The 24,586-nt window shown below is 61.2% G+C and carries 22 protein-coding genes, 1 tRNA gene and 1 other RNA gene; 15 read left to right on the top strand and 9 right to left on the bottom strand.

Features of this window, described 5'->3' with window-relative positions:
* Positions 1–13: 13 nt before the first annotated feature.
* The gene (locus tag RBH19_RS00895) at positions 14–481 is read right to left on the bottom strand and encodes a peroxiredoxin (protein WP_306726918.1); all 468 of its coding nucleotides are present in this window, start codon (positions 479–481) and stop codon (positions 14–16) included.
* Positions 482–511: 30 nt separating this feature from the next.
* The gene (locus RBH19_RS00890; RefSeq protein ID WP_306726917.1) at positions 512–1,042 is read right to left on the bottom strand and encodes a glycine cleavage system transcriptional repressor; all 531 of its coding nucleotides are present in this window, start codon (positions 1,040–1,042) and stop codon (positions 512–514) included.
* A 223-nt stretch (positions 1,043–1,265) separates the two neighbouring features.
* Here RBH19_RS00890 and dapA point away from each other — a divergent pair, with 223 nt between their 5' ends.
* From dapA to recR, 7 genes are all read left to right on the top strand, one after another.
* Entirely contained in the window at positions 1,266–2,144 is an 879-nt protein-coding gene (gene dapA / locus RBH19_RS00885; RefSeq protein WP_306726916.1) for a 4-hydroxy-tetrahydrodipicolinate synthase, read from the top strand.
* A gap of 34 nt (positions 2,145–2,178) precedes the next feature.
* Entirely contained in the window at positions 2,179–3,591 is a 1,413-nt protein-coding gene (locus tag RBH19_RS00880; RefSeq protein WP_306726915.1) for an alginate export family protein, read from the top strand.
* A gap of 52 nt (positions 3,592–3,643) precedes the next feature.
* Positions 3,644–3,734: transfer RNA gene (locus tag RBH19_RS00875), tRNA-Ser, on the top strand.
* A 429-nt stretch (positions 3,735–4,163) separates the two neighbouring features.
* Positions 4,164–4,260, top strand: an RNA gene (gene ffs, locus RBH19_RS00870) — signal recognition particle sRNA small type.
* 131 nt (positions 4,261–4,391) lie between these two features.
* Complete coding sequence (dnaX, locus tag RBH19_RS00865) at positions 4,392–6,122, top strand: DNA polymerase III subunit gamma/tau (protein ID WP_306726914.1); 1,731 nt, start codon at positions 4,392–4,394, stop codon at positions 6,120–6,122.
* Between the two features lie 53 nt (positions 6,123–6,175).
* Entirely contained in the window at positions 6,176–6,505 is a 330-nt protein-coding gene (locus RBH19_RS00860) for a YbaB/EbfC family nucleoid-associated protein (protein WP_306726913.1), read from the top strand.
* A gap of 13 nt (positions 6,506–6,518) precedes the next feature.
* Complete coding sequence (recR, locus tag RBH19_RS00855) at positions 6,519–7,112, top strand: recombination mediator RecR (protein WP_306726912.1); 594 nt, start codon at positions 6,519–6,521, stop codon at positions 7,110–7,112.
* Positions 7,113–7,128: 16 nt separating this feature from the next.
* On the opposite strand, the gene RBH19_RS00850 is transcribed toward recR, so the two are convergent.
* Positions 7,129–8,352, bottom strand: a complete 1,224-nt coding sequence (locus RBH19_RS00850) for a tetratricopeptide repeat protein (protein ID WP_306726911.1) — start codon at positions 8,350–8,352, stop codon at positions 7,129–7,131.
* Positions 8,353–8,487: 135 nt separating this feature from the next.
* On the opposite strand from RBH19_RS00850, the gene RBH19_RS00845 reads away from it, so the two are divergent.
* Both RBH19_RS00845 and RBH19_RS00840 read left to right on the top strand, forming a co-directional pair.
* Complete coding sequence (locus tag RBH19_RS00845) at positions 8,488–8,835, top strand: histidine triad nucleotide-binding protein (protein WP_306726910.1); 348 nt, start codon at positions 8,488–8,490, stop codon at positions 8,833–8,835.
* Complete coding sequence (locus tag RBH19_RS00840) at positions 8,820–9,446, top strand: M15 family metallopeptidase (protein ID WP_306726909.1); 627 nt, start codon at positions 8,820–8,822, stop codon at positions 9,444–9,446. Before RBH19_RS00845 ends, RBH19_RS00840 begins: the two co-directional genes overlap by 16 nt.
* On the opposite strand, the gene rsgA is transcribed toward RBH19_RS00840, so the two are convergent.
* The gene (rsgA, locus tag RBH19_RS00835; protein ID WP_306726908.1) at positions 9,447–10,373 is read right to left on the bottom strand and encodes a ribosome small subunit-dependent GTPase A; all 927 of its coding nucleotides are present in this window, start codon (positions 10,371–10,373) and stop codon (positions 9,447–9,449) included. It lies immediately after the preceding gene.
* Positions 10,374–10,466: 93 nt separating this feature from the next.
* Here rsgA and orn point away from each other — a divergent pair, with 93 nt between their 5' ends.
* The 6 genes from orn to RBH19_RS00805 all read left to right on the top strand — a co-directional run bounded on the left by orn (position 10,467) and on the right by RBH19_RS00805 (position 15,925).
* On the top strand, positions 10,467–11,033 hold the full coding sequence (gene orn / locus RBH19_RS00830) for an oligoribonuclease (RefSeq protein WP_306726907.1): 567 nt from the start codon (positions 10,467–10,469) through the stop codon (positions 11,031–11,033).
* Complete coding sequence (locus RBH19_RS00825) at positions 11,030–11,629, top strand: DUF938 domain-containing protein (RefSeq protein ID WP_306726906.1); 600 nt, start codon at positions 11,030–11,032, stop codon at positions 11,627–11,629. Before orn ends, RBH19_RS00825 begins: the two co-directional genes overlap by 4 nt.
* A gap of 26 nt (positions 11,630–11,655) precedes the next feature.
* Positions 11,656–12,636, top strand: a complete 981-nt coding sequence (locus tag RBH19_RS00820) for a threonine ammonia-lyase (RefSeq protein ID WP_306726905.1) — start codon at positions 11,656–11,658, stop codon at positions 12,634–12,636.
* A 93-nt stretch (positions 12,637–12,729) separates the two neighbouring features.
* Positions 12,730–13,827 (top strand): alkane 1-monooxygenase, encoded by a 1,098-nt coding sequence (locus RBH19_RS00815; protein ID WP_306726904.1) that lies wholly within the window; start codon positions 12,730–12,732, stop codon positions 13,825–13,827.
* Complete coding sequence (locus RBH19_RS00810) at positions 13,824–14,330, top strand: DUF2147 domain-containing protein (RefSeq protein ID WP_306726903.1); 507 nt, start codon at positions 13,824–13,826, stop codon at positions 14,328–14,330. Before RBH19_RS00815 ends, RBH19_RS00810 begins: the two co-directional genes overlap by 4 nt.
* Positions 14,327–15,925: a bifunctional GNAT family N-acetyltransferase/carbon-nitrogen hydrolase family protein gene (locus RBH19_RS00805; RefSeq protein ID WP_306726902.1), complete on the top strand. Its 1,599-nt coding sequence runs from the start codon at positions 14,327–14,329 to the stop codon at positions 15,923–15,925. The genes RBH19_RS00810 and RBH19_RS00805 overlap by 4 nt, the downstream gene beginning before the upstream one ends.
* A gap of 30 nt (positions 15,926–15,955) precedes the next feature.
* Here RBH19_RS00805 and RBH19_RS00800 read toward each other — a convergent pair whose 3' ends face one another.
* The 5 genes from RBH19_RS00800 to ppsA form a co-directional block, all read right to left on the bottom strand.
* Positions 15,956–18,928: an ATP-binding response regulator gene (locus RBH19_RS00800; protein WP_306726901.1), complete on the bottom strand. Its 2,973-nt coding sequence runs from the start codon at positions 18,926–18,928 to the stop codon at positions 15,956–15,958.
* 100 nt (positions 18,929–19,028) lie between these two features.
* Positions 19,029–19,592: a hypothetical protein gene (locus RBH19_RS00795; RefSeq protein WP_306726900.1), complete on the bottom strand. Its 564-nt coding sequence runs from the start codon at positions 19,590–19,592 to the stop codon at positions 19,029–19,031.
* Positions 19,593–19,599: 7 nt separating this feature from the next.
* Complete coding sequence (locus RBH19_RS00790; RefSeq protein ID WP_306726899.1) at positions 19,600–21,201, bottom strand: aldehyde dehydrogenase family protein; 1,602 nt, start codon at positions 21,199–21,201, stop codon at positions 19,600–19,602.
* Entirely contained in the window at positions 21,198–22,055 is an 858-nt protein-coding gene (locus RBH19_RS00785; RefSeq protein ID WP_306726898.1) for an SDR family oxidoreductase, read from the bottom strand. Before RBH19_RS00785 ends, RBH19_RS00790 begins: the two co-directional genes overlap by 4 nt.
* A 125-nt stretch (positions 22,056–22,180) precedes the next feature.
* Positions 22,181–24,553 (bottom strand): phosphoenolpyruvate synthase, encoded by a 2,373-nt coding sequence (gene ppsA, locus RBH19_RS00780; protein ID WP_306726897.1) that lies wholly within the window; start codon positions 24,551–24,553, stop codon positions 22,181–22,183.
* Positions 24,554–24,586 lie beyond the last annotated feature (33 nt).

The raw sequence follows: 24,586 nt of genomic DNA, 5'->3' as shown, positions 1-24,586 counted from the left end.
GGATGTGGGGCTCTCAAAGGGCCCGAGCGGCTTGCAGTACTTCCTCCACGTGGCCTTTCACCTTCACCTTGCGCCATTCCTGACGCAAGACACCTTCGCTGTCAATCAGAAACGTACTGCGCTCGATGCCCAGGCTCTTCTTGCCGAACATGGTTTTCTCCCTGATGACATCAAACTGGCGACAAAGCGCTTCCTCCCCGTCGGATAGCAGATGGAAGGGAAATCCCTGTTTGCTTCGAAAGTTCTCGTGTGCCTTGAGCCCGTCCCGGGATACACCCAGGATTTCGGTGTTGGCTTTCTGGAAGGCATCGTAGTGGTCGCGAAAGTCCTTGCCTTCCTGGGTGCAGCCGGGGGTGCTGTCCTTGGGGTAGAAATAAATCACCACATTCTTCCCGCGCAGATCGGAAAGGGCAATTTCCTGGTTGCCGGTGGCCGGCAGCCTGAAATCATCCACCTTCTTGCCAATGCTGACCTTGCTCATCGAGCGCTCCTCCTGCACCTGTCTGCTGAATCAGTGCTTGATGGGCTCCATCAAGCCGTCAAGGTTGAGTCGATCACACATTTCCATGAAATTGTCCCGGATGATGCTCAGAGGCTGCTGATCCGGAACATGCACCGTCATCTGGATCGTGGCCATGGGTGTGTCCGTGTGATCGGAAACGTAACTCTGGGTGACCACTTCGGCCACCTGGATCTGATGGCGACCGAAGAAGGCGAGCAGTTCGGCCAGCGTGCCCGCACGATCCCGGGCCACGATGTCCACGGTGTAGGGCAGCTGTTCCCCGGCCGGTGAATGATTCTCCACCCGTCGCAGCTGAATCTGCACGGCCAGATCCCGTTCCAGGCGTTCGGCGGAGGCTTCCACCCGTGCCAGGGTGTCCCAGCTGCCGGTCAGGCGAGCCATGAAGAGGAGCTCTCCGTCCACCAGGGAGCCCCGGCTGTGACTGACCGAGCAGCCACTCTGGCTGATATGGCGGGCGAGCGCCTCCAGCAGTCCGGGGCGGTTTCTGCCGAGCGCGCAGATGATCAGTGATTGCGTCATTGTGGATGGTCGTCCGGAGCCGGTTGGCCGGCCTGCAAGCGCCGGTACTGAGTCGTTTGCAGTCAGTCTACCGTTTGCCCGTGTCCCTGAAAACTCGTGCAGCGGCACTGGCGGCTTTTCAGAAGCGGCGGGGAGCAGTAAACTGGCCCCCGCTTGTACCTGGCCGGAGGCCTCCGGCGATCGGGTCTACACCCGTTCAGGACAGATTTCCCGGGAGAGTGTCATGTTCGGCGGAAGCATGGTGGCGCTTGTCACGCCAATGAAAGTATCGGGAGAAGTGGATTTCGGCGCCCTCGAGCGTTTGATCGCCTTTCATGTGGAGCAGGGAACCCAGGCGCTCATCGTGGCTGGCACCACCGGCGAGTCCCCCACGCTGAAGACGGATGAGCATGCCGAGCTGATCGGCGAGGCCGTTCGTCTTGCGGGTGGAAAAATCCCGGTAATCGCGGGTACGGGATCCAATTCCACGGACCAGACCCTTCACCTCACTCGCAAGGTGGAGAAAATGGGAGTGGATGGCTTCCTGCTGGTGGTTCCTTATTACAACAAGCCAAGCCAGGAAGGTCTTTATCAGCATTTCCGTACCGTGGCGGAGCAGGTGGACAAGCCGGTGATTCTCTATAACGTGCCCGGCCGCACCAGCTGTGACCTGTTGCCCGAGACGGTGGCGCGCCTGGCTGAACTCGAGACGGTGGTGGGCATCAAAGAGGCCACGGGCGACATGCAGCGTCTGGAAGATCTCAAGGCCCGGTGCGGTGACCGGCTCGAGCTCTACACCGGCGACGATGCCACGGCCATGGAGTTCATGCTCCGGGGAGGCATCGGTGATGTCTCGGTGACCGCCAATGTGGCGCCCGCCGCCATGCAAGCGCTGTGTGAGGCGGCCAGGGCGGGAGATCGCGAAAAGGCGGCGGCCATCAATGCGAAGCTGATGCCGCTGCATGAGGATCTCTTCATTGAATCCAATCCGGTGCCGGTGAAGTGGGCGCTGGCGGAAATGGGGCTGATAGAGCCCGGAATCCGTCTGCCGCTGGTACCGTTGTCAGCACAGTATCACGACCGTGTACGCCAGGCTCTGAGAACTGCCGGTGTCCTCGACTGAAATTTTCCAAACATTCGGAAAGCAGCCTTTATCCATGCCTATTCGACTCAGTCTGATGTTTCTCGCCCTGACGCTTGTGGTCACGGGCTGTGCCAGCCCCGTGCGTTGTGATGAGGATCGGGAGGAGCCCTACATGGACCCCCTTACGGGCGAGCCGCTGGATATGGAAGGTCTGGCGCCGCGCGAATCCCGCAGTGAGCGCTTTCGGATTCCCAGCGAAGAGCGCGCCGATCGCTCGCGGGCCAATCCCTGCCTGGCTCAGGCGCCGAGAATCATTCCCCCGCCCACACCGGTGGATCGGGAAATGGAGGAGGGGACGGCCTTTGCAGATCTTCGATATCGCCTTGAGATCGTAGAGGACGACGATTTCCGCGAGCGGGCGGAAGCCTCCACGATTCGTCTGCGATTGGGCGGTACCACCCCTCGTGTCCGTGGTTTTGATGCCGGGGTGGCATTTCAGACCACGCAGCTGATTGGTGAACCCCGTTTCGAGGACACCACGGGCCGCATCGGTGATTTTCCGGTTGTGCGGGATCCTCTCGACACAGGGGTCTCCGAAGGCTGGGCCCGATACATCAGTCGTGAAGGGGTGTTCGAGGCGAAAATTGGCCGACAGTCCATCAATTTGGACAACGAACGGTTTGTGGGCAGTGATTCCTTCCGGCAGCTGGAGCAGACATTCAATGCCAGCACCATGCGGATCGGGCAGGGTGAACCGGTACGCTTTGATGCCGCGTTCATCAGCCGTGCAAACCGGGTCCTCGGCCCCAATCACCCGGATCGCTTTGCGGCCAAGGCCGATACCGAAGCCACCATCCTGGAATACAATCAGGTTTTTGGTGACCGGACCATGGGGCTGTACTTCCACAACATGCGGTTTACGGATGAGCGGGAATCTCACCGCAACCTCGGCCTACGTTTCCATGGCCGCCTACCCTGGTCCGAGACACTCGATTTCCGAGCGGAGTACGCCCATCAGGAAGCATTGCGCGGGGAGGGGCCGGAACGGGATCAGAGTTACACCCACTTCCGGCTCAGTCAGAACCGGGAGGACTGGCGCTGGTTTGTGGGTAGAGAGCACCTCTCGGGTGATCGGCAGGATGCCTTCCAGACCCCCCTGGCCAGCCTTCACACCCACAATGGCTGGAGTGACCGTTTCCTGGTTACGCCCGATTTTGGCCTGATCGACAATTACATCGGTGTCGAGACCCAGCGGGGCGAATGGGATTTCGAGGCGCGATATCACGACTTCAAGCTGGATGCCGGCAGCAGTCGCTACGGTCAGGAGTTCGGCCTAAGAGCCGGTCGTGAGGTGTTTGGTGAGCTGCGTCTGGATCTCAAGCTCAGTCACTATGACGGTGGAGATCCGGAGTTCTATTTCGGTGATGACTATGCGGGGAACAGCACCCGCATCTGGATCGGCCTCAGCGCTCGCTTCGAACCCTGAGCCAATGGCTTGAGCCGGGCTACCTGTTTCAGGTATCCTAGCGCGCTTCAATGGAGAGGTGTCCGAGCGGTCGAAGGAGCACGCCTGGAAAGTGTGTGTACGTCTCAAGCGTACCGAGGGTTCGAATCCCTCCCTCTCCGCCACACATAAAAAAAAGCCACCCAATCGGGTGGCTTTTTTTTGGCTCTTCGCGGAAAAGCGGGGAGGAAATTCGGGTGTGGTTGCCGGGGCGGGTCTTGGTGGCCCTGCCCAGAACACGCCCCCGCCAACCCGCCGCCCGCAAAACCGCTCGGCCCTCCCCGCTTTTCCGCGAAGAACCTTTTTTATGTGTGGCGGAGAGGGAGGTCCGGCAATGGCTCGCCTGGAACCATCCACCCCAGCCTGAATCCCAGTTCGTAATCGTAATCGTAATCGTAATCGTAATCGTAATCGCCACCCCAAAACCCGCAAAATCTCGCCCCGCAACCCTCCGAGCAGGACAATCCGCCCGCCGGATGTTAGAATCGCTGCCCTCAATCGCGCTGGCGGCCTTTTTCGCCGTCCCCGCCGCGATACAGTTCAATGGTGGTCCGTATCGGCTCCTTCGCGACGGCCAGCCGCAAACCCCGTCAGGCCCGGAAGGGAGCAGCGGTAGCGGTGACGCCGGGTGCCGGAGATCAGCCGGTGCGGGCCGCCGCCCTTCTTGAGGCATGAACCCCCAGATCGGATTCAGCCCTTCCCCGGGGTGTTTTCGGGCGCTTCGCACCATCATCCCTGTGGTAGAGTAATCGGCCCGGTTTCAGGCGGAAGCATTCCATCCCATGAGCTATCAGGTACTGGCCAGAAAGTATCGCCCCGCAACGTTTTCCGAGCTGGCGGGGCAGGAACATGTCCTGCGGGCGCTGATCAATGCACTGGACAATGATCGCCTGCACCACGCCTTTCTGTTCACGGGAACCCGCGGCGTCGGAAAGACCACCATCGCCCGAATTCTGGCCAAATCGCTGAACTGCGAGGAAGGCATTTCCTCGACGCCCTGCGGACAGTGCAGTGCCTGCCGGGAGATCAGCGAAGGGCGGTTCGTGGACCTGATCGAGGTGGATGCGGCTTCCCGCACCCGCGTGGACGACACCCGTGAGCTGTTGGACAATGTCCAGTACGCGCCCACCCGCGGGCGCTACAAGGTCTATCTCATTGACGAAGTCCACATGCTTTCCAGCCACTCCTTCAACGCCCTGTTGAAGACCCTGGAAGAGCCGCCGCCGCACGTGAAATTCCTGCTGGCGACCACGGATCCGCAGAAACTGCCCGTGACGGTCCTGTCACGCTGTCTGCAGTTCAATCTCAAGCGTCTGCCGGTGAGCGTGATTCGCGAGCAGATGCTGCGTGTCATATCCGCGGAAGGTCTGACGGCCGAGGAAAGCGCCGTGGACCTGGTGGCCCGGGCTGCGGATGGTTCGATGCGGGACGGTCTGAGCCTGCTGGATCAGGCCATTGCCTTCGGCGGCGGCGCGCTGAACGAGGTGGATGTCCGCGCCATGCTCGGCACCGTGGCAAGAGACGATGTTTTTCGCCTGCTTGAGTCGCTGGCGGATCAGGACGGCGCTGCCCTGCTGGGGGCAGTGGAGGAGCTCGATACCCGGGCACCGGACTATCTCAGCGTGCTGGATGAACTGGCCACTGCCCTGCAGCGAATGGCCGTGCTGCAGATGGTGCCCGAGGCCGGCCATGAATGGGATGGACGGGAGCGTCTGCAGGCCCTGGCGGAGCGGATATCGCCGGAAGATGTCCAATTGTATTACCAGATTGCCATACAGGGTCGACGGGATCTGCCATTGGCGCCAGATACCCGGGCCGGCCTGGAGATGACATTGCTTCGCATGCTGGCTTTCCGTCCGGCCACGGCTGGCAGTGACCATGAGGGTGGCCAGCCCCAACGGAGCCGGGCCGCAGCGGCCACGGGTGGGGCAGGGGCGAGCCCTGCCCGAACGAAGCCGCTGGAAGCGAGCAGGAAGCCGGTTCCGGATGCCTCCGAACCGGGTGGCAGCCCGGCCGGGGATTCGAAACCGGCGGTCGCGAAGCCCGCTCCGGGCGGTTCCTCCGATGCCGAACCCGGCGCTGGCCGACCATTGCCGGCCCCGGAGCGGTGGAATGCGGTGGTGGATGCGCTTGGTCTCCGGGGTCTGGCCCGCCAGCTCGCGGATAACACGCGTCTGGAGGGCTGGGACGGCGACACGGCCCTCCTGAGCCTGGACAAGGCCGCCGAGCAGCTGCGAACGGCCGGTGCCCTTGAGCGGCTCGAGAAGGGCCTGAGCCGTTTCTGCGGCAAGCCGGTCAAACTCAAGATCCGCGTCGAGCGTGCGGTGGAGGATACGCCCGCGCGACGCCAGGCTGCACGCACTGAACAACGGGAAGAGGAAGCCCGCGAGGCGATCGAGCGGGATCCGAATGTGAAGGCGCTGCAGGAAGCCTTCGGCCCCGGGGCGGAGCCCAAAGCCATTCGATATCGCCAGGACGACAATGGCCAGCAGGCGGGTGAGAACAGCCAGTGACGCCTTGCCGCCGGCCCTTGGCAGACCCATTTTCTGACATGTGGAGGTAGACCATGAAAGGTGGACTGGGAGGCCTGATGAAGCAGGCCCAGCAGATTCAGGAGCAGATGAAAAAAGCGCAGGAAGAGCTGGCGCAGCTAGAAGTGACCGGCAGTGCCGGTGGCGGCATGGTGGAAGTGGTGCTGACCGGGCGCCATGAGGTTCGGGCCATTCGTATCGATGACAGCCTGGTGGGCGATGATCGGGAGATGCTCGAGGACCTGGTGGCGGCGGCCTTCAACGATGCCGTGCGCAAGGTGGAGGAAACCACCCAGGAGAAAATGTCAGGGATGGCCGGCGGCATGGGCGGCATGATGCCACCGGGCATGAAACTGCCATTCTGAAGGATCCGACCGGATGTTCTCACGCCATGTGGAATCGCTGATCGAAGCGCTCAAGGCCCTGCCCGGCGTGGGGCCACGTTCGGCCCAGCGCATGGCCTTCCATATTCTCGAGCGGGATCGAAGCGGCGGTGAGCAGCTGGTCAGGTCACTGTCCGCTGCCCTGGAGAAGGTCGGCCAGTGCGGGCGTTGCCGCATGCTCAGCGATGACGACATTTGCGGGATCTGTCGCAATCCCCGGCGGGAGCAGGGGCTGGTGTGCGTGGTGGAAAGTCCGGCCGATGTCATGGCCATCGAGCAGGCGACGGCCTATCAGGGCCTGTACTTCGTGCTCCTGGGGCATCTATCGCCACTGGACGGTATCGGCCCGGAGGAACTGGGCCTCGATCTGCTGGAATCCCGCCTGGGAGATGGCACGGTGGAGGAGCTCATTCTGGCCACCAACCCCACCGTGGAGGGGGAGGCGACCGCCAGCTATCTCACGGACATTGCAAGGGCGCACGGCGTTCGGACGAGCCGCATTGCCCATGGCGTTCCGATTGGGGGAGAGCTCGAGTACGTGGATGGCGGCACGCTCTCCCACGCTTTTCAGGGACGGATTCAACTGTAGGCCGGGGGCGTTCCGCCTAGGGCGAGGGATTCCGATCCTGTATTCCGGCCTCGGTCAATGTCTGCATTTTGCTCATGTATTTGCGCTGATCATTCGGGCGATGAGCGAGTTCGCTTGCCTTCGACAGGGCCGCGGCACTTCTCTGGTACTGCCCCATCTGCGCAAGAACCACCGCCTTCCGCCAATAGCCTTCGTGAAGATACGGTGCCCGCTCGATTGCAAGGGAAAACCACTTCAGGGCCTGTGCGTAGGCCCCCTGCTGGCGAGCCTGCTCACCCAGTTCAATCCACCGAAAGGGGTTGTCGTCCGGTAATTGAGCCAGCCTGCGCTCAAGGATGTCCGCCTCCTGGTGGCGTTGTTCTGCACGCAGAAGGTTGATGTGGTTGTTGAGCAGATCAACCCGATCGCCGGATTGATTGACGGCGTAGTTGTATATGGCTTCGGCGGTGCGGATATCGCCCGCTCGCCGGTGCAGGATGGCCAGCAGGTTCAGTGCATCGGGGTAGGCTTCCTTGTGTGCCAGCGCTTCGAGGGCAAAGGCGAAGGCAGCGGATGGGTCGTCGTTCAGCAGTGCCTCGGCCGACAGGTTCCTGTAAAACATGGCCAGGAATTCATCCTGATTGATTCGACGCCCTCCGATACCGCGGCGGCTCGGAAAGTAGTCAATCACAATGTGTGGGCGTTGCAGCGGAAAGTGTCCCTTGGCTGGTTCGTAATCCGGTTGAAAGACCCGGCTTCGCACATGGTTGCTGCTGACGACCGTTCGCTCGTCCCGGTCGAAGACAGGGGGCGTATTGACCAGCTGGAATTCGATATCCAGTCCGACGAGCTCGGTAAGGCCATAGGTCACTGCGGCCAGGGACATGCAGTTTCCCTGTCCCAGTTCTAGTGCCTCGCTGACGGCAAGTGTGTCATGCCGGTAGTCGAATCCCGATAGTCGCCGTTCGAGGTAATCACGCAAACGCCGATGTCCGTCTACGTTCCGTCGTTCCTCTGCGTGGTAGAAGGAAAGAAACTCCCGGGACTGGCGGTCGCTGGGGTTGGTGAGTTCCCCTGCCGAGGGCACGGCAGGCAGAGGTTCGAAAAGCGCCGAGTTGAAGACAGGGCGCAGGGTCACCTCCTCTGCAGGCGCGGTGGACACCACTTCTTGTGCCGGTTTGACACCGGCACAGGCCGTCACCAGGGCACCCAGGGTGGAAGCCAGGATCCAGGTGGTGGCGATGTGTCGACGGCTTCTCATGGTTTGTCCTTTCCCGCCAGCGTAAAAAGCCGATCTTGACAGTTTTGCGGGCATATCGGCCAATCAGGTGCTTTTCTGCGGCTTTTCAAAAGGTTATGCTGATCCTTCCCAGTGCCTATCGAGGATGGTTCCAGCATGAGTGACGATACCATATTCGGAAAGATTGCCCGTGGCGAGATGGATGCGGATATCGTTTACGAGAATTCGCGGGTTGTCGCCTTTCGGGATATCAACCCTCAGGCACCGACCCATGTGCTGGTCATTCCCCGCAAGCCCATTGCCACCATCAATGACATCGAGGCCGATGACCGGATGCTCATTGGAGAGATGTTCCTGGCCGCCAAGGAAGTGGCGCGAATCGAGGGGCTTGAGTCCTCGGGCTATCGAGTCGTAATGAACTGTGGTGAAGGGGCGGGGCAGAGCGTCTTTCATATCCACCTGCATGTGCTCGGGGGGCGGAGTCTGAAGTGGCCGCCCGGTTGATGCTGGTGCTGGCCGCGCTGTTCTGCCTGCCTGCAGAGCTGCTGGCCGTAAGTCCTGACAGACAGCTAGGGACAAGTGGTCTCGCCTTTTACAAGCATGTTTCTGCCCTGCATCAATGGCTGGGCATCCATCCGGATGCGGCGGCGCGGTCACGCCTGCGATTTCATTACGAGGCGAATGTGCTCCAGTCCATTGGGAGGGATGCCTACGGCAGACAGCATTTCCTGGCCCCGGCAGCGGCGGAGGCCTGGCATGCCATGGATCAGGCGGCGCGAGAGGATGGTGTTCGCTTTCTGGTGGTTTCGAGTTATCGATCTGCGGAGTACCAGGCACATCTGATTCGACGGCGTCTTGAGGAAGGGCGCGCGCCGGAACGGGTTTTCGCCTCCATCGCATTGCCGGGCTACAGCGAGCATCACAGCGGCTGTGCCGTCGACCTTGCCAGCGAGGAGCAACCACAGCTGGGTGCGGCCTTTCGCCATACCAGGGCATATGAATGGCTCCATCGCCATGCCGCGGACTTCGGCTTCCGTGAATCCTATCCGCGTGGAAACAGCAAGGGCATCATTCCGGAACCCTGGCACTGGTTTCACCTGAGTTGTGCGGATTGATCAGCGCGGAAACAGGCCCGGATTTCTTTCCCCGATGGTTTCCATCTGTTCCAGCAGCCGCAGGAAACTGCGATATCGGCGCTGGGCGATGGCGCCGGCATCCACTGCATCCATGACAGCGCAACCTGGCTCGTTGCGGTGGCGGCAATTGTTGAAACGGCAGCCGCTGCCGGCTTCGCGGATTTCCCGAAACAGGAAGGGAACCCGTTCCGGGGGCACCGGCGGGAGGTGGTAATCGCGCACGCCGGGTGAGTCGATCAGCCCCCCGGGCTGCCCGGGCAGTCGGTGAAGGAAGGCGGTGGTGGTAGTGTGCCGCCCCTCGCCGCTGCGATCCGATATCTCGCCGGTACGCGCAATGGCTTCCCCCATGAGCCTGTTGAGCAGACTCGATTTGCCCACGCCCGATTGCCCCACCAGACTGGCCGTGTGGCGCGCGAGGCGGGCGCGCAGGGCATCCAGGCCGGTTCCGCGCTCGGCCGAGGTACGAAAGACGCCATAACCCAGCGTCTCGAATTCCGACAGCCAGTCGGGTTCCTCGTCCGCCGTGAGATCGATCTTGTTAAGGACGATCAGGGCCTGCAAGCCCAGGTGTTCCGCAGCGGCCAGATAGCGATCCACAATCCCTGGTTCCGGCCAGGGTTCCGGGGCGATAACGACGACCAGGGTATCCAGGTTGGCGGCCAGAACCTGGGCATGACGGCCACCCCCGCTCTGACGGGCCAGTTCACTTTCCCGCTCATGGATGTGGGCGATCACGGCGCCACCATTGTCGGCCAGAGTAATGCTCACACGGTCACCAGCCACCGGCCTCAGGCGCTTGCCCTTGATGCTGCACTCCCGGTTTTCGCCGTCCTCGCAGTCCACCAGGGCATGGCTGCCATAGCTGGCCAGAACCTGGCCGTGAATGCATTGCTCGCTTGCCGACATGGTCTGGTTTTCGCTCCCGGAGCTGGATCAGGACAGCCACTGGTGCTTCACTGATAGAATGAATGCTGAGCTCAATCAAATATGAGGATCGTCATGGCAGCGGATCGCGATAACCTGATCTGGATCGATCTCGAAATGACCGGCCTGGATACGCAGCAGGACCATATCATCGAGATCGCCACCATTGTTACTGACAAGCATCTTAACACTCTGGCGGAAGGGCCGGTTCTGGCCATTCACCAGGCGGAAACGGTGCTGAACGCGATGGATGAATGGAATACCCGTCAGCATGGAGAGTCCGGGCTGGTGGAGCGGGTGCGCAGCAGCGATGTCACGGTCGCCGAGGCGGAGCGGCAGACGCTGGCCTTTCTGGAACGGTGGGTGCCCGAAAAGGCTTCACCCATGTGTGGCAACAGCATATGCCAGGACAGGCGTTTTCTGGCGCGGGAAATGCCCCGACTGGAGGCCTGGTTCCACTATCGCAATCTGGATGTGAGCACCCTGAAGGAGCTGGCCCGACGCTGGGCTCCCCAGGTGGCGGCGGGCATTCAGAAGGAATCCAGCCACCTGGCCCTTGATGACATCCGGGATTCCATTGAGGAACTGAAGCATTATCGGGAACATTTCCTGCGCCTGGATGTGCCTCATTTGGAGCCTTGATGCGCGAACGTCCATTTTCGGCGGCCTGTGAGCGCAACAAGGCGCCCATTCTCCGGGAATTGCAGGCCCTGCTTCCCATGCCGGCCACCGTGCTTGAAATCGGCAGCGGCAGTGGTCAACACGGGGTGCATTTCTGTTCCATGCTGGCGGATCTCGTCTGGCATGCATCCGACCGGGCAGAAAACCTGGAAGGAATCCGGGCCTGGGTGAGCCAGGCAGCACTTCCGAACCTCAAGGGCCCGCATCGTCTGGACTTGATGCAGGATCCGTGGCCCGACATCCCGATCGATGCCGTGTTTTCCGCCAATACGGCCCATATCATGCACTGGGATGCCGTGGAGAGGATGTTTGCCGGAGTCGGCCGACAGCTTTCCGCCGGCGGGCTGTTCCTTCTCTACGGCCCTTTTTCCCGCCATGGGCGACATAACAGCGACAGCAACCTCGCCTTTCACCGTCAGCTTCAGCAACAGGACCCGGGAATGGGGCTGCGTGACCTGGATGAGCTGCAGGCCCTGGCCCGCTCCTGCGATCTCGCATTGCTCGAGGTGCGCGAAATGCCGGCCAACAATCGCCTGATCGTGTTTCGACGATTTTGAAATGAGGCGCCAGGATGAGCAGAACAATGGCAAAAACGGACATCACGGCCTGGCCGGACCGAAAATCGGTGGAATCCGCCGCCGATCGTATCCGAGACCATGTAGAGAGCACGCCGCTCAGGCATTTCTCCGCCCTTGATGCGAGTGTGGGGCAGCGGGTATTTCTGAAATGTGAAAACCTTCAGGCGGGTGGTGCTTTCAAGGCCCGTGGTGCCTGCAATGCCGTTTTTTCGCTGTCCCCGGCGGCTGCAAGGCGGGGTGTGGCGACCCACTCCTCTGGCAACCATGCCGCTGCGCTGGCAAGAGCGGCCCACCTTCGCGGCATTCCGGCCCACGTCGTCATGCCCGAGGGTGCAGCCCGTCCCAAGCAGGAAGCGGCCCGCCGCTGGGGTGCCCGGATCATCGAATGCCAGCCCACCATGGCCAGTCGGGTGGCGACACTGGAGGCCGTTGTGGCCGATACCGGCGCCACCGTCATACACCCGTACGAGGATGGCCGGGTAATGGCCGGCCAGGGCACCGTGGCAATGGAAATTCTGGCGCAGCTGGGGGATCTGGGGCCCGGCGACACACTGGTTGCGCCGGTGGGCGGAGGTGGTCTCATCTCGGGCATGTCGGCTTACCTGGCCGAGGCCTGCCCGGGCGCGCGCATTGTCGGGGTGGAGCCGGAAGGGGCGGATGACACCATTCGTTCCCTCGCGGCCGGGCGGATCGTGCCCGTGCAGCCATCCACCATTGCGGACGGTCTCAGGGCGACGGTCGGGACGAGCAATCTCGCCATCATCCGCAAGCATGTCCATGCGGTGGTGAGTGTCAGCGATGATGCCATCATCGGAGCCATGAAGCTGTTGTTGCGGCACAGTGGAATGGTGTTGGAACCATCGGGTGTGGTGGCCGTTGCCGCGCTCATGCAAGGGCGTGTGGAAGCCGGGGAGCGGGTCGTGGCCGTGCTCACCGGCGGCAATGTTGATCGTACCGCCTTTGATTTCCTGCCGCCGCCGGACTGAATCGGGCCGGCAATCGGCCCGCGGAGTGGCTTGTCAAATTCGAATCCCGGCCTGAAACTGTCCGGGAGCCGGGAAGACCGGCGGAGGTGCAAAATGGCAACGAAAGACCCCCTGTTTCATGCTCGAATCATTCGGCCTGGCTTTCTGCTGCCGTTCATTCTGCCCTTGCTTCTATGGTTGGGAGTGACCTGGGGTGGATTCTGGGCCTTTCTGCCGGTAGTGGTCGTCTTCGGCCTGATTCCCCTGGCCGACCTCCTTGTCGGGCGTGACCGGGCCAATGTGGATGAGCGGGTTCTGCAAAAGGTGCTGGACAGCCGTTTCTACAGCCTGATTCTCTACCTTTGGGTGCCGGTTCAGTTTGCTGTTCTGGTCTGGGCGGTGTGGCGTGCGGGGCAGGCAATGGATGGTATTGCCCTGGCGGGCTTGATGGTCTCCACCGGCGTCATCACCGGTGGCATCGGGATTACCGTGGCCCATGAGTTGGGTCACCGGCGCGGACTGTTCGAGAAGACCCTTGCCCGGCTGTTGTTGATCAGCGTTGCCTATCTGCATTTCCTGGTTGAACACAACCGGGGCCATCATAGCCGGGTGGCGACACCGGACGATCCGGCCACGGCTCGATTCGGCGAATCCTTCTATCGTTTCCTTCCGCGCACGCTGCTGGGAAGCTGGCGCAGTGCCTGGGATCTGGAGGTGGAACGCATGCAGAAGGAAGGCTGTGGATTCTGGAGCCTGCGCAACCAGATGATCTGGGCGATTGCCGGCCCTTTGTTTCTCCTGATGGCGGCCTACGGCCTGGCCGGCTCTGTCGGCGCCGCGACCTTTGCCGTGCAAGCGGTCATTGCCTTCACCTTGCTGGAAGTGGTTAATTACATCGAGCACTATGGTCTGGAGCGTCGCCGCACCGGGACGGGGCGGTATGAAAAGGTTCGCATTCATCACTCCTGGAATGCCAGTGAGCGCCTGACGAATTTCATTCTTTTCAATCTGCAGCGCCACTCCCATCATCACGCCCACTCCATTACCCCCTATCAGGCGCTGCAGCATTTCGATGAGAGTCCCCAGCTTCCGACCGGCTACGCGGGCATGGTGTTGCTGGCACTCGTGCCGTCGCTCTGGCGCAGGGTCATGGATCCCAGAGCGAAGCGCTATCGCCAGGATGTACTGGGAATTGAAGGACAGGATGCATGAATAATCACTTGCTCGCATTGCTCATGTCGTTGCTGTTGAGTGGGGCGGCCATCGCCGATCCGGTGGAAGGTCGATGGTGGACGGAAGACGGTGAGGCCATTGTGGAGATCCGTCTCTTGGATGAAGGGCTTGCGGGCAGAATCATCTGGCTCCTTGAGCCTCGTCATCCGGAGTCCCACGAACGTGCCGGGCAGCCGCTTCTGGACGTGGAGAACCCTGAACCCGAGATTCGGGAGCGGCCGGTGCTGGGTCTGAGGATACTGGAGGGTTTCGAACGACGGCGTGAAGGTGACTGGCGCGGTGGTGAGGTCTACGATCCGGAGAATGGCCGAACCTACCGGGCCCGCCTGCGAGCCGTGGATGAGGGTGCCGGGTTGAATCTCCGTGGCTATGTGGGCACGCCTATGCTGGGGCGCACATCACATTGGAAACGTCTGGAAGGTGATATTCCTTCGGATCGAGGTCAAGGCATCGATGACCATGACGGCAAGGGTGAGCAATGATTGACAGGGACTCGCAAAAGGATGGGCGTGAGCACGAAGAGCACCATCTGCAGTTACGTAACCTGCGGCATGATGACTATGAGGATGTTGCCGAAATCATGAACCAGGTCTATGCCGGCATGGGCGGAGCCTGGGATCGTGATGAATTCAACGCCTTGCTGTCTCGTTTTCCGGAAGGTCAGATCGGTGTGGAGGACAAGGGCAAGGTCATTGCCGCCGCCATTACGCTGGTGGTTGATTACGGCCGCTTCGGCGATCATCACAGCTATCGTCAGATCACCGGAAACGGCACGTTTTCCACGCATGATCCCAACGGTGATGTCATGTACGGGGTGGATGTCTTTGTCCACCCGGAATACCGTGACATGCGGCTAGGCCGGCGCCTCTATGATGCCCGCAAGGAACTGTGCCGAAATCTCAATCTGCGGGCCATCGTGGCAGGAGGGCGTATCCCCGGTTACCGGGAGTACGCCGGCGAGATGTCACCAGAAAAGTACATCGAGCTGGTGCAGCGCCGCGAAATTCGTGACCCCATTTTGAGTTTTCAGTTGGCCAACGATTTTCATGTGCGACGCATCATTCGCGATTATATTCCGGATGATGAGGCCTCCCAGGGATTTGCGACCGTCCTTCAGTGGAACAATATCTACTACGAGGATCGGACACCACCATTGATCGGTGAGCAGAAGACCACCGTCCGTGTCGGTACGGTGCAATGGCAGATGCGGCGAGTTCGCTCTCTGGAAGAACTGATGCAACAGGCGGAGTTCTTTGTGGATGCCATGGGCGGCTACAATGCGGACTTTCTCGTGTTCCCCGAACTGTTCAACGCGCCCCTGCTGGGCTTCTTCGACCAGGGTAATCCGGCTGAAGCCATCCGCGGCCTGGCGGGCTACACCGAAGAAATTGCCGACCAGCTCCAGCAACTGGCGGTCTCCTACAACGTCAATATCATTGGCGGTTCCATGCCCGTCTACGAAGAGCAGAAACTTTACAACGTTGCATTCCTCTTTCGTCGGGACGGGACGCAGGACCGGCAATACAAGTTGCACGTGACCCCGGATGAAAAGGCGTACTGGGGGACAGTGGGCGGCAATTCGCTCAAGGTATTCGACACCGATGTGGGCAAGATCGGCATCCTCGTCTGTTATGACTGTGAGTTTCCGGAATTATCGCGGATTCTCATGGACAAGGGCATGCAGATTCTGTTTGTGCCCTACTGGGTAGACACAAAGAATGGCTACCTTCGGGTTCGCCGTTGTGCCCAGGCGAGGGCTGTGGAGAACGAATGCTATGTGGCAATCACCGGGAGTGTGGGCAACCTTCCAAAGATCGAGAATGCGGATATCCAGTATTCACAGACGGCGGTCTTCACCCCGGCTGATTTCGCCTTTCCCCATGACGGGGTGGCTGCGGAATCCACGCCCAATACAGAGATGACCCTGATCGTGGATCTGGACCTGGAGAAGCTCAAGCAATTGCGCAACGAGGGCTCCGTGAGGAATTTCCGGGATCGTCGCCTGGATCTTTATCGCATCGACTGGCTGGGTCGTAACGAGGACGGGGAAGGGGGGTTGGGGGGAACCCAGCACTGATCGCGTGAGCGGCGAGGGTGACCGGGCGACTCAGGCCTTCTTGAGTCGCCGGATCTTCTGCAGCAGGCCCTCAAAGTCGATGGGCTTGTGCTCATACTCATCACAACCGGCATCCAGCGCCTTGTTGCGATGGCTGTTCATGGCGTGTGCCGACAGGCCGATCACGGGTATGGATCGGGTCTCGGCGCTGTTCTTGAGTTGCCGTGTGGTTTCCCAGCCATCCATGGTGGGCAGGCTCATATCCATGAGAATGAGATCCGGTTGCTCGCGGCGGGCCATGTCAATGGCAACCGGGCCGTCATCCGCACTCAGCGTCTCGAAACCTTCCAGTTCCAGATGTCGTGTCAGCATGTCGCGATTGATGGCATTGTCCTCGACAACGAGGATGCGACCGCCGCCGCTTGATTCCTGATGCTCATCTTGTGGAGCCGAGCGGATTTGTCGCTGTTCAGTGCCTGCTTCGTTTTCTGTCGGCATGCTGGCCGGCAGCGTGAGCGTGAAAACAGACCCTCGCCCCAGTTCACTTTCAACGGCAATGTCGCCACCCAGAAGACGGGCAAGGCCTCGGCTGACAGAAAGTCCCAGACCGGTGCCACCGAAACGGCGACTGATGGTGTCATCGGCCTGGGTGAAGGAATCAAATACTCGACGCGTCTGTTCGGCCGTCATGCCAATGCCATTGTCCCGCACGCGAAAGCGGATCATGGGAACCTCGCCCCCGTCTTCGGATTCCACTTCGAGGTGAATGTCACCAGCTTCGGTAAACTTGGTGGCATTGGCGAGAAGATTGAACAGGATCTGGCGCAGGCGGACCGGGTCCGAATTCATGAGGGGGTCCGTTTCCGCATCATGGACGTGGAGCTCGTTCCTGTTCTCGGCAATCTGCGGCCGGATCATGTCCGCCACATCGTGAGTCAGTTCATTGACCCGGAACTCGCTTCCCCAGATCTCGGTTTTTCCGGCTTCGATCTTCGAAAGATCCAGTAGTTCGTTGATGAGTGTCAGCAGGTGTTGCCCGGCGGACCGGATTCTCTGGGCGTCATTGGCAAATCCGGCAGTTGCACCCTGGTTGAGTTCACGGGCGAGCATTTCACTGTAGCCAATGATGGCATTGAGCGGCGTGCGCAGTTCGTGGGACATGCGGGCCAGAAAGTCACTCTTGATCGCATTGGCCTTGCGTGCCTCTTCAACAGCCTGTTTAAGGTTCCGCTCGGTTATTCTCAGGCGACAAATGGCCTCTTCGGCACGCAGGTTTTCTTCCTTGAGGTTCTCGATGTGCCGCGCACGGGTCAACGCGGAAATGGCATGTTCCCGAATACGGGCGAAACGGGGGGCGTCGGCAGGACGAAATGGGGGATCGCCCGGGTTGTTGGTTAGGATCAGGAAGCCTTCGATCTGACGGTCGATCATGATCGTCATGGCTACGAGGGAGACCAGTTCACTATCCCCTTCAGTCATTGAAGTGCGGCCGATGGGTCTGGCCGGGTCATGAAGAAAGATGCCATCACCGATTTCTTCCCCGCCATGCGTGTACATGTCCAGGACGGTCTCGTAATCCAGCTCATGGTCATCGATTTCGGCAGCCAGTACGCCGTAGGCGCCGGCGACCTGAAAGCGACGCGTGCCGGGTTCCATGACCAGCACCGTGCCCTTGTCTGCGTTATGAAAGAACCCCACGGTGCGTTTGAGCAGGATGGCGAGCACATCCCTGAAGTCTTCCTGGGAGTTGATGGCTGCCACAATGCTGTCCAGTGTGGACAGTTCCTCATTCTTCTTCTGAATGGTTTGATTGGCGCGAAGCTTGATGCGGTAACGGTTGTAGGTGACCGCAATCAGGATCAGCATGAGCAGGCTGCCTCCCATGGCGGTATTGCGAACCAGGCTGTCAAAGCGCCGCTGTTCCTGAAGTAATGCGATTTCCCGTTCCTTGCGACTGGTCTCGAATCGCGCATTCATGGCTTCAATCTGCCGCTGGCGCTCAACGTCAAACATTTCAGTTCGCGCGTCCGTGGCCATGCGGCTGAACTCGAGTGCACGTTGGTAGTTTCCCCGGTCGGCATTGATCTCCGAAAGACGGGTGTAGATGAGACGCAAGAGATTGAGGTTATTGTTCTCCAGCGCAATGGGCAGACTGGTTTCGAAGCGTTCGATGGCTTCATCCGTCCGCTCCAGGCCTTCCAGGATCCGGCCGATGTTGTACTGGCTGCGGGCCACACCCGGCTGATCGCCGATCTGCTCCTGAAGCGCAATGGCACGATCCATCCATTCCAGCGCCTGGGTGTGATTGCCTTCGAAGTAGTAGAGAACCCCGATGTTGCTGTAGGTGCCCGCCATGTCCCGCAGGTTACCCGTGCGTTCGCGCAGGGTAATGCTCCGCTCGTAGGCTTCCAGGGCGGCGTCCACATTGCCCTGTTGACGTTCGATGGTCGCCATGTTGTTGAGTTGGGTGGCCATGCCGTCCAGGTTGCCGGCCTGTTCCTGCTGCTCGTAGGATTGGCGATAGTATTCCAGCGCCCGTTGTGGATTGCCCTGGGAGTCATGCACCCGGCCCATTCGATTGAGCGCCTCGGCCAGTCCGCTCAGATTGCCTTCCCTCTGATGGATGTCGTAAGCACGCTGGAAGGCATTCAGGGCAAGATCGTTACGCCCCTGATAGTAGAGTATGGCTCCACGCAGTTTCAGCGCTTCGGCCAGCAGTTCCTGTTCCCGTTCCCGGGCAAAGACGGTTTCTGCCGCATCCAGAAGAATCAAGGCTTCGTCATGGCCGCCGAGCACCTCCAGGGCATGAGCGAGGGCCAGTCGTGCCCGTGCGGCCAGGCTCTCATTGCCGCTGTCCTGCGCCGCTTCCAGCTCCTCACGCGCAAGCTCCAGAGCCCGGGCCGGTTCACTGTCACGAAGTTCCGCCGAACGTTGCAGACGGTCGCTGTCGGCCAGGGAGGGCAGGGGAAGCAGAAGCGCCGCCCCCAGGAAAAGGGCGGTCAACAGATAGGCGGGCCCGGTCAACGCAGATTTCCAGGTCCGTGGAAGGGCCGTTTCGGACGGCGGAAAGGATCCTTTCATGGGCTCTACTTTGGCTGCATACGAGCATTTCTGCAAGCAAATCTCACGGCCTGCGTGCTGGATCGAGGCGCCGGATGCCCGTCAGCTGTACCTCCAGGATGGTGTGTGGCCACTCCCGATGAACCCGTCTCTGCGCCGGGACCGGCGGAAGGCTAAGGGGGTAAAAGCGATCCTGGTTCACCGGAAACTGTTCTGCTTCCAGCCACAGGGCATGATCCAGCTGATTGTGTATTGTAAGCCGGCTAACGTAACCGTCGCCGGTGCTGATCCTTTGCAGGGTCAATCTCAGATCCGCTTCGCCCCGGTCGCTGGCGTTCATCCACTGCATTTTCAGGCGCCCATCATCTGTTCCCTCATGGCTGATGCCCAGATAATGAGTCTCGCCCAGAACGATGCTGAGAATGCCGCCGGCGAACACGGGTCCCGCAGGCACATGGAAGGTCTGAACCCGGCCTTCGTCATCATGAAGCTGCAGCGCCCCGGCTTCCCGGCAGGGGGCATGGGAACAGCCCAGTGCCAGCATTTCTTCCCTGGGCGGTAGCGTCTGGCAGGCCGCTAGCAGGGTGACGACCGGCAGCAGCGCCAGCAACGGGGGTCGCTTTCTCATGGTTTTCTCACGACCCTTGTGAGCGGAACAGGCCGGGGATGAGTCGAAGAAATCGACCGATGCCACTTAACCTGAGTCCGGCCCCGCGCCCGTGAAAGGCATGCAGGGCACCTTCCAGGCCACGGGCGGAGCGAGTGCTGTAGGGAAACCACCAGGGCGCCCGTCGGGCGAACCACAGTCGTTCATCCACCACGTTCTGTTCCCGCACCATGCCCATGAGGCCGCTGCGTCCGTGGGTCCTTCCGAGACCGGATTGCCGGGGGCCGCCCCAGCTTATCTCCGGCATGCCATGGGTCATCAGGTGATCATTGACGGTGACAGTGCCGGCAATAAGCTGCAAAGCCAGCCTTCGTCCCCGGCGCCGGCGCCGGGTCCAGATCGAGGCGGTCAGCCCGAAGGGGCTGGCGTTGGCCAGCTGTATGGCTTCCTGCATGTCCCGGACCTTGCGGACGGCCAGAACGGGTCCGAAGGTTTCCTCCCGCATCACTGCCATGTCGTCCGTCACTTCGGTCAGCAGCGTCGGCGGGTAATAGAAACCACCCGGCGGAAGATCATCGGGGAGGGGGCTCCGGGCGGCAATGCGAGCGCCGTCGGCGACGGCGGCGTCCACCTGGTCTGCGACCCGATCGCGCTGGCGCTGACTGGTCATGGGGCCGATGTCGGTATCGGGCGAAGTGGGCAGCCCCACGCGCAGTTTCGAGACCCTTTCGGCCAGGGTGGCCACGAAATCCTCGTACAACGACGCTTCCACATAGATGCGTTCGATACCGGCACAGGCCTGACCGCCATTCTGGAGGCTGCCCCACAGGGCCCCATTGACGCTGCGCTGCAACGGGGCATCCCCGCACACCAGCATGGCATCCTTTCCACCCAGTTCCAGGCTGACCGGTGTGAACGTCTCGGCCGCCTTGCGGGCCAACAATCTTCCCACGGGAACCGAACCGGTGAAGCAAAGCTTGTCCACGCCACCGGGGTTGGCCATAAAGCGCTCACCGGCAATCGGACCCGGCAGGATCAGGTGATGGAAGAGCCCATCGGGAATATCCAGCTCGCCCAATCCCCGGGCAAGTGCATCGCCCACGGGCACCGTTTCCGGCGCGGTCTTGAACACCACGGCGTTGCCCGCCAGCAGGGCGGCGACCACCTCATGGGCAGGGATGCCGAGCGGGTAGTTCCAGGGAGCGATGATTCCTACCAGCCCATGAGGCTGGTAGTGGATCCGGGTGTGCTTGTTCAAGTAGGCGACGCTGCTGCGCCGCGGATGCTCGGCCTTGAGCCAGCGTGGTGCCATACGGCAATAATGCCGGATGGCACCGGCACCCGGAAGAACTTCGGTGGCCAGGGCATCCTGCAGCGGTTTTCCGTTGCAGGCGCTGATACTGGCGGCCAGATCCTGCGCCTGATTGACGAACCATTGTTCCAGGGGGCGTATTCTGCTGGCGCGTTCTTTCACTGAAAGGGCGGCCCACTCCGCTTGCGCCAGCCGCGCATCCGCAAAGGCGCGATCCACCTGCTCGTTCGTCATCCAGGCATAGCGGGCCAGAATCGAGCCGTCTGCCGGATTGAAGACACGGGCTTCCTGTTCGGTTTCCGAGGGATGCTCACTCACGGCCCAGCGCCCCGATTGTCGTCGGCGTCCTTGAGTGTGTTTTCCTGCTCGCTCCTGCTGCGACCGCGGAAGGCGTCCATGCTCCGGGTAATGCCCAGCAGGCTCATGAGGCGATCGAACAGCCCCACGGGAAGAAGGCGGGCCGGCCAGGCGGTATACACCAGCCAGGGCATGATCAGGCGTGCCCGGTCCCGCTCGATGGCGCGAACAATGCGGCGGATGACCCTGTCCGGGTCCAGAATCGGCAGCAGCCAGCGCCAACGGGTCTGCACGCCGTCGAACATGCCGGTGTTGACGAAAAAGGGACAGACCACTGTGGTGCGAATGCGGCTGCCCCGATGCTTGAGCTCCAGGCGCAGGGCTTCGTCAAAGCCCATCGCCGCCCATTTGCTGGCCGAATAGTCCACCAGACGGGCCGTACCCACAATTCCGGCGGCCGAGGCCACGGTCACGATATGGCCGCTGTCCCGGGCCAGCATTGACGGCAGCATTACCCGGGTGAGGTGAATGGGAGCGAGGGCATTGACCCGGAAGGTACGTTCGATGCTGTCCGGGTCGGATTGCTCCAGATAGCGGCCACCCACCACGCCGGCGTTGTTGATCAACACGTCCACTGGCTCGCCACGGTCCTGGAGGTCGGCCCCCAGGCGTTCAATGTCGTTGACGTCGCTCAGATCGCAGAGGTGTCCTTCAAAGGCATCCCCGATTTCCCGGGCCAGGCTGTCCAGGCCCGCCTGATCCCGGTCCACCCCCAGTACGTGGGCACCGCGGGCCGCCAGGGCCAGGCAGAGGCCGCGGCCGATTCCGCTGGCCGCCCCGGTTACCAGTACCCGTGAATTGCTGATCGCTGTCATGTCCAGACTCCGGAAGGCAAGAATCTTCACAGATTACACAGAGGGCCACCGGGTTCACAGAGGAAAATCGGCTTCCTCCATGATCCCGGCGGCCCTCGCTCAGTCCGGCAGGTGTTTCGGTGCTGTCAGCTTTCCAGTTTCTGTCCGGCCAGGTGCAGCCAGGTCTCGATGACCGTGTCCGGATTCAGTGAGACCGATTCAATGCCTTGATCCAGCAGCCACTTGGCCAGGTCGGGGTGATCCGAGGGACCCTGCCCGCAGATGCCGATATACTTGCCCTGATCCCGGCAGGCCTGAATGGCCATGGAAAGCAGCTTCTTCACGGCAGCGTCACGCTCGTCGAAGAGATGGGCAATCAGGCCGGAATCCCGATCCAGTCCCAGGGTCAGCTGGGTCAGGTCATTGGAGCCAATGGAGAAACCGTCAAAGTATTCCAGGAACTCATTGGCCAGCAGGGCGTTGGAGGGCAGCTCGCACATCATGATCAGCTTGAGGCCATTCTCGCCCCGCTTTAGGCCATGCCCCTCCAGGAGTTCGGTGACCTGGCGTGCTTCGTCCACCGTGCGAACGAAGGGAATCATGATCTGGACATTCTCCAGACCCATGTCCTCCCGCACTTTCTTCAGTGCCGCTACTTCCAGCTCGAAACAGTCCCGGAAATCATCGGAGATGTAACGGGAGGCGCCCCGGAAGCCCAGCATGGGGTTTTCCTCGTCCGGCTCGTACTGGCTGCCACCCACCAGATTGGCGTATTCGTTGGACTTGAAGTCCGACATGCGAACAATCACCGGTTCCGGCGCAAAGGCGGCCGCCAGCGTACCGATACCCTCTGCCAGCTTGTCGATGTAGAACTGCACCGGACTGGCATAGCCGGCGGTGAACTCGCGGATGGTGTTCTGGATGTTTTCGTCCTGCTGCTCGAAGTTCAGCAGCGCCTTGGGGTGGACGCCGATCATGCGATTGATGATGAACTCCAGGCGCGCCAGGCCGATGCCCTTGTGGGGAATGCCGGAAAAATCAAAGGCCCGGTCCGGGTTGCCCACGTTCATCATGACCTTGAGCGGAATGTCGGGCATGGACTCCAGACTGATCTCGCTGCGCTCGAACTCCAGCTCGCCGTCGTAGATGTACCCGGTATCGCCTTCCGAGCAGGAGACCGTGACACCGTTGCCGTCACGAATGCTGCGGGTGGCGTCGCCGCAGCCGACAACGGCGGGAATGCCCAGCTCACGGGCAATGATGGCAGCATGGCAGGTGCGGCCACCGCGGTTGGTGACGATGGCGGCTGCCCGCTTCATGATCGGCTCCCAGTCCGGGTCGGTCATGTCGGTGACCAGTACATCGCCCGCCTGCACACGGTTCATTTCCGAAATGTCGGAGACCACGCGGGCCTTGCCGGTGCCGATTCGCTGGCCGATGGCGCGACCTTCGCAGACCACCTCACCACGGTTCTTGAGTACGTAACGTTCGATGGATTGGCCGGCCCGGCTCTTCACTGTCTCGGGGCGGGCCTGGAGGATGTAGATCTTGCCATCTTCACCATCCTTGCCCCATTCGATATCCATGGGACGTCCATAATGCTTCTCGATGGTGACTGCCTGGCGAGCCAGTTCTTCCACGTCGTCATCGCTCAGGCAGAAGCGCTTGCGGTCGGCCTCGTCCACCGGCTCCGTCTTCACCGACTTGCCGCTGGCGGCACTGTCGCCGTAGACCATTTTCTCCATCTTCGTGCCCATCATGCGCCGCAGGATGGGATGTTTCTTCCTTTCCAGCGCCGGTTTGTAGACGTAGAACTCGTCCGGGTTGACGGCGCCCTGAACCACCATCTCACCGAGACCATAGGCGGCGGTGATGAAAACCACGTCCGGGAAGCCCGATTCGGTGTCCAGAGTGAACATGACGCCACTGGCGCCTATGTCTGAACGCACCATGCGCTGGATGCCCGCCGACAGCGCCACTTCCTCGTGGCGGAAACCGTGATGGACGCGATAGGCAATGGCCCGGTCATTGAACAGGGAGGCGAAGACCTCCTTGAGTGCCACCAGCACGTTGTCGATGCCGCGAATGTTGAGGAAGGTCTCCTGCTGACCGGCAAAGGAGGCGTCCGGCAGGTCTTCGGCGGTGGCCGAGGAGCGGACTGCCACGGTGGCGTCTTCGCCATTCACGGCCATCCCGGCGTAGGCCTTGCTGACCGCCTCCTCCAGGGCAGGGGGGAAGGGGATTTCCATGATCCACTGGCGGATCTGCCCGCCCACGCGAACCAGGGCCTCCACATCGTCGGTGTCCAGATCCGCCAGGGCGACGTTGATGCGGTCGGCCAGGCCGTCGTGCTGCAGGAACTCCCGGTAGGCGTCGGCGGTGGTGGCGAAGCCCCCGGGCACCGATACCCCCAGCCCGGAGAGGCTGCTGATCATCTCGCCGAGGGAAGCGTTCTTGCCCCCGACCCGTTCCACATCGCCCATTCCGAGCGACTCGAGGCCGATTACATACTCGTTCACTGGTCCCTAACCCCTTGTTAAACGGACTGAAAG

This window comes from Natronospira bacteriovora (assembly GCF_030848495.1).
Lineage (GTDB): Bacteria > Pseudomonadota > Gammaproteobacteria > Natronospirales > Natronospiraceae > Natronospira > Natronospira bacteriovora.
Note: the sequence above shows the minus strand (reverse complement) of the source record. Positions and strands in the feature narration are given on the sequence as shown.

Bases quoted from the DNA above. Each gene is read 5' to 3' on its own strand.
- RBH19_RS00815 (WP_306726904.1), top strand. From the start codon at position 12,730: ATGGCAACGAAAGACCCCCTGTTTCATGCTCGAATCATTCGGCCTGGC.
- RBH19_RS00890 (WP_306726917.1), bottom strand. From the start codon at position 1,042: ATGACGCAATCACTGATCATCTGCGCGCTCGGCAGAAACCGCCCCGGA.
- RBH19_RS00860 (WP_306726913.1), top strand. From the start codon at position 6,176: ATGAAAGGTGGACTGGGAGGCCTGATGAAGCAGGCCCAGCAGATTCAG.
- RBH19_RS00805 (WP_306726902.1), top strand. From the start codon at position 14,327: ATGATTGACAGGGACTCGCAAAAGGATGGGCGTGAGCACGAAGAGCAC.
- RBH19_RS00895 (WP_306726918.1), bottom strand. From the start codon at position 481: ATGAGCAAGGTCAGCATTGGCAAGAAGGTGGATGATTTCAGGCTGCCG.
- RBH19_RS00845 (WP_306726910.1), top strand. From the start codon at position 8,488: ATGAGTGACGATACCATATTCGGAAAGATTGCCCGTGGCGAGATGGAT.
- dnaX (WP_306726914.1), top strand. From the start codon at position 4,392: ATGAGCTATCAGGTACTGGCCAGAAAGTATCGCCCCGCAACGTTTTCC.
- rsgA (WP_306726908.1), bottom strand. From the start codon at position 10,373: ATGTCGGCAAGCGAGCAATGCATTCACGGCCAGGTTCTGGCCAGCTAT.
- RBH19_RS00880 (WP_306726915.1), top strand. From the start codon at position 2,179: ATGCCTATTCGACTCAGTCTGATGTTTCTCGCCCTGACGCTTGTGGTC.
- RBH19_RS00850 (WP_306726911.1), bottom strand. From the start codon at position 8,352: ATGAGAAGCCGTCGACACATCGCCACCACCTGGATCCTGGCTTCCACC.
- RBH19_RS00785 (WP_306726898.1), bottom strand. From the start codon at position 22,055: ATGACAGCGATCAGCAATTCACGGGTACTGGTAACCGGGGCGGCCAGC.
- RBH19_RS00820 (WP_306726905.1), top strand. From the start codon at position 11,656: ATGGCAAAAACGGACATCACGGCCTGGCCGGACCGAAAATCGGTGGAA.
- RBH19_RS00810 (WP_306726903.1), top strand. From the start codon at position 13,824: ATGAATAATCACTTGCTCGCATTGCTCATGTCGTTGCTGTTGAGTGGG.
- recR (WP_306726912.1), top strand. From the start codon at position 6,519: ATGTTCTCACGCCATGTGGAATCGCTGATCGAAGCGCTCAAGGCCCTG.
- RBH19_RS00795 (WP_306726900.1), bottom strand. From the start codon at position 19,592: ATGAGAAAGCGACCCCCGTTGCTGGCGCTGCTGCCGGTCGTCACCCTG.
- dapA (WP_306726916.1), top strand. From the start codon at position 1,266: ATGTTCGGCGGAAGCATGGTGGCGCTTGTCACGCCAATGAAAGTATCG.
- orn (WP_306726907.1), top strand. From the start codon at position 10,467: ATGGCAGCGGATCGCGATAACCTGATCTGGATCGATCTCGAAATGACC.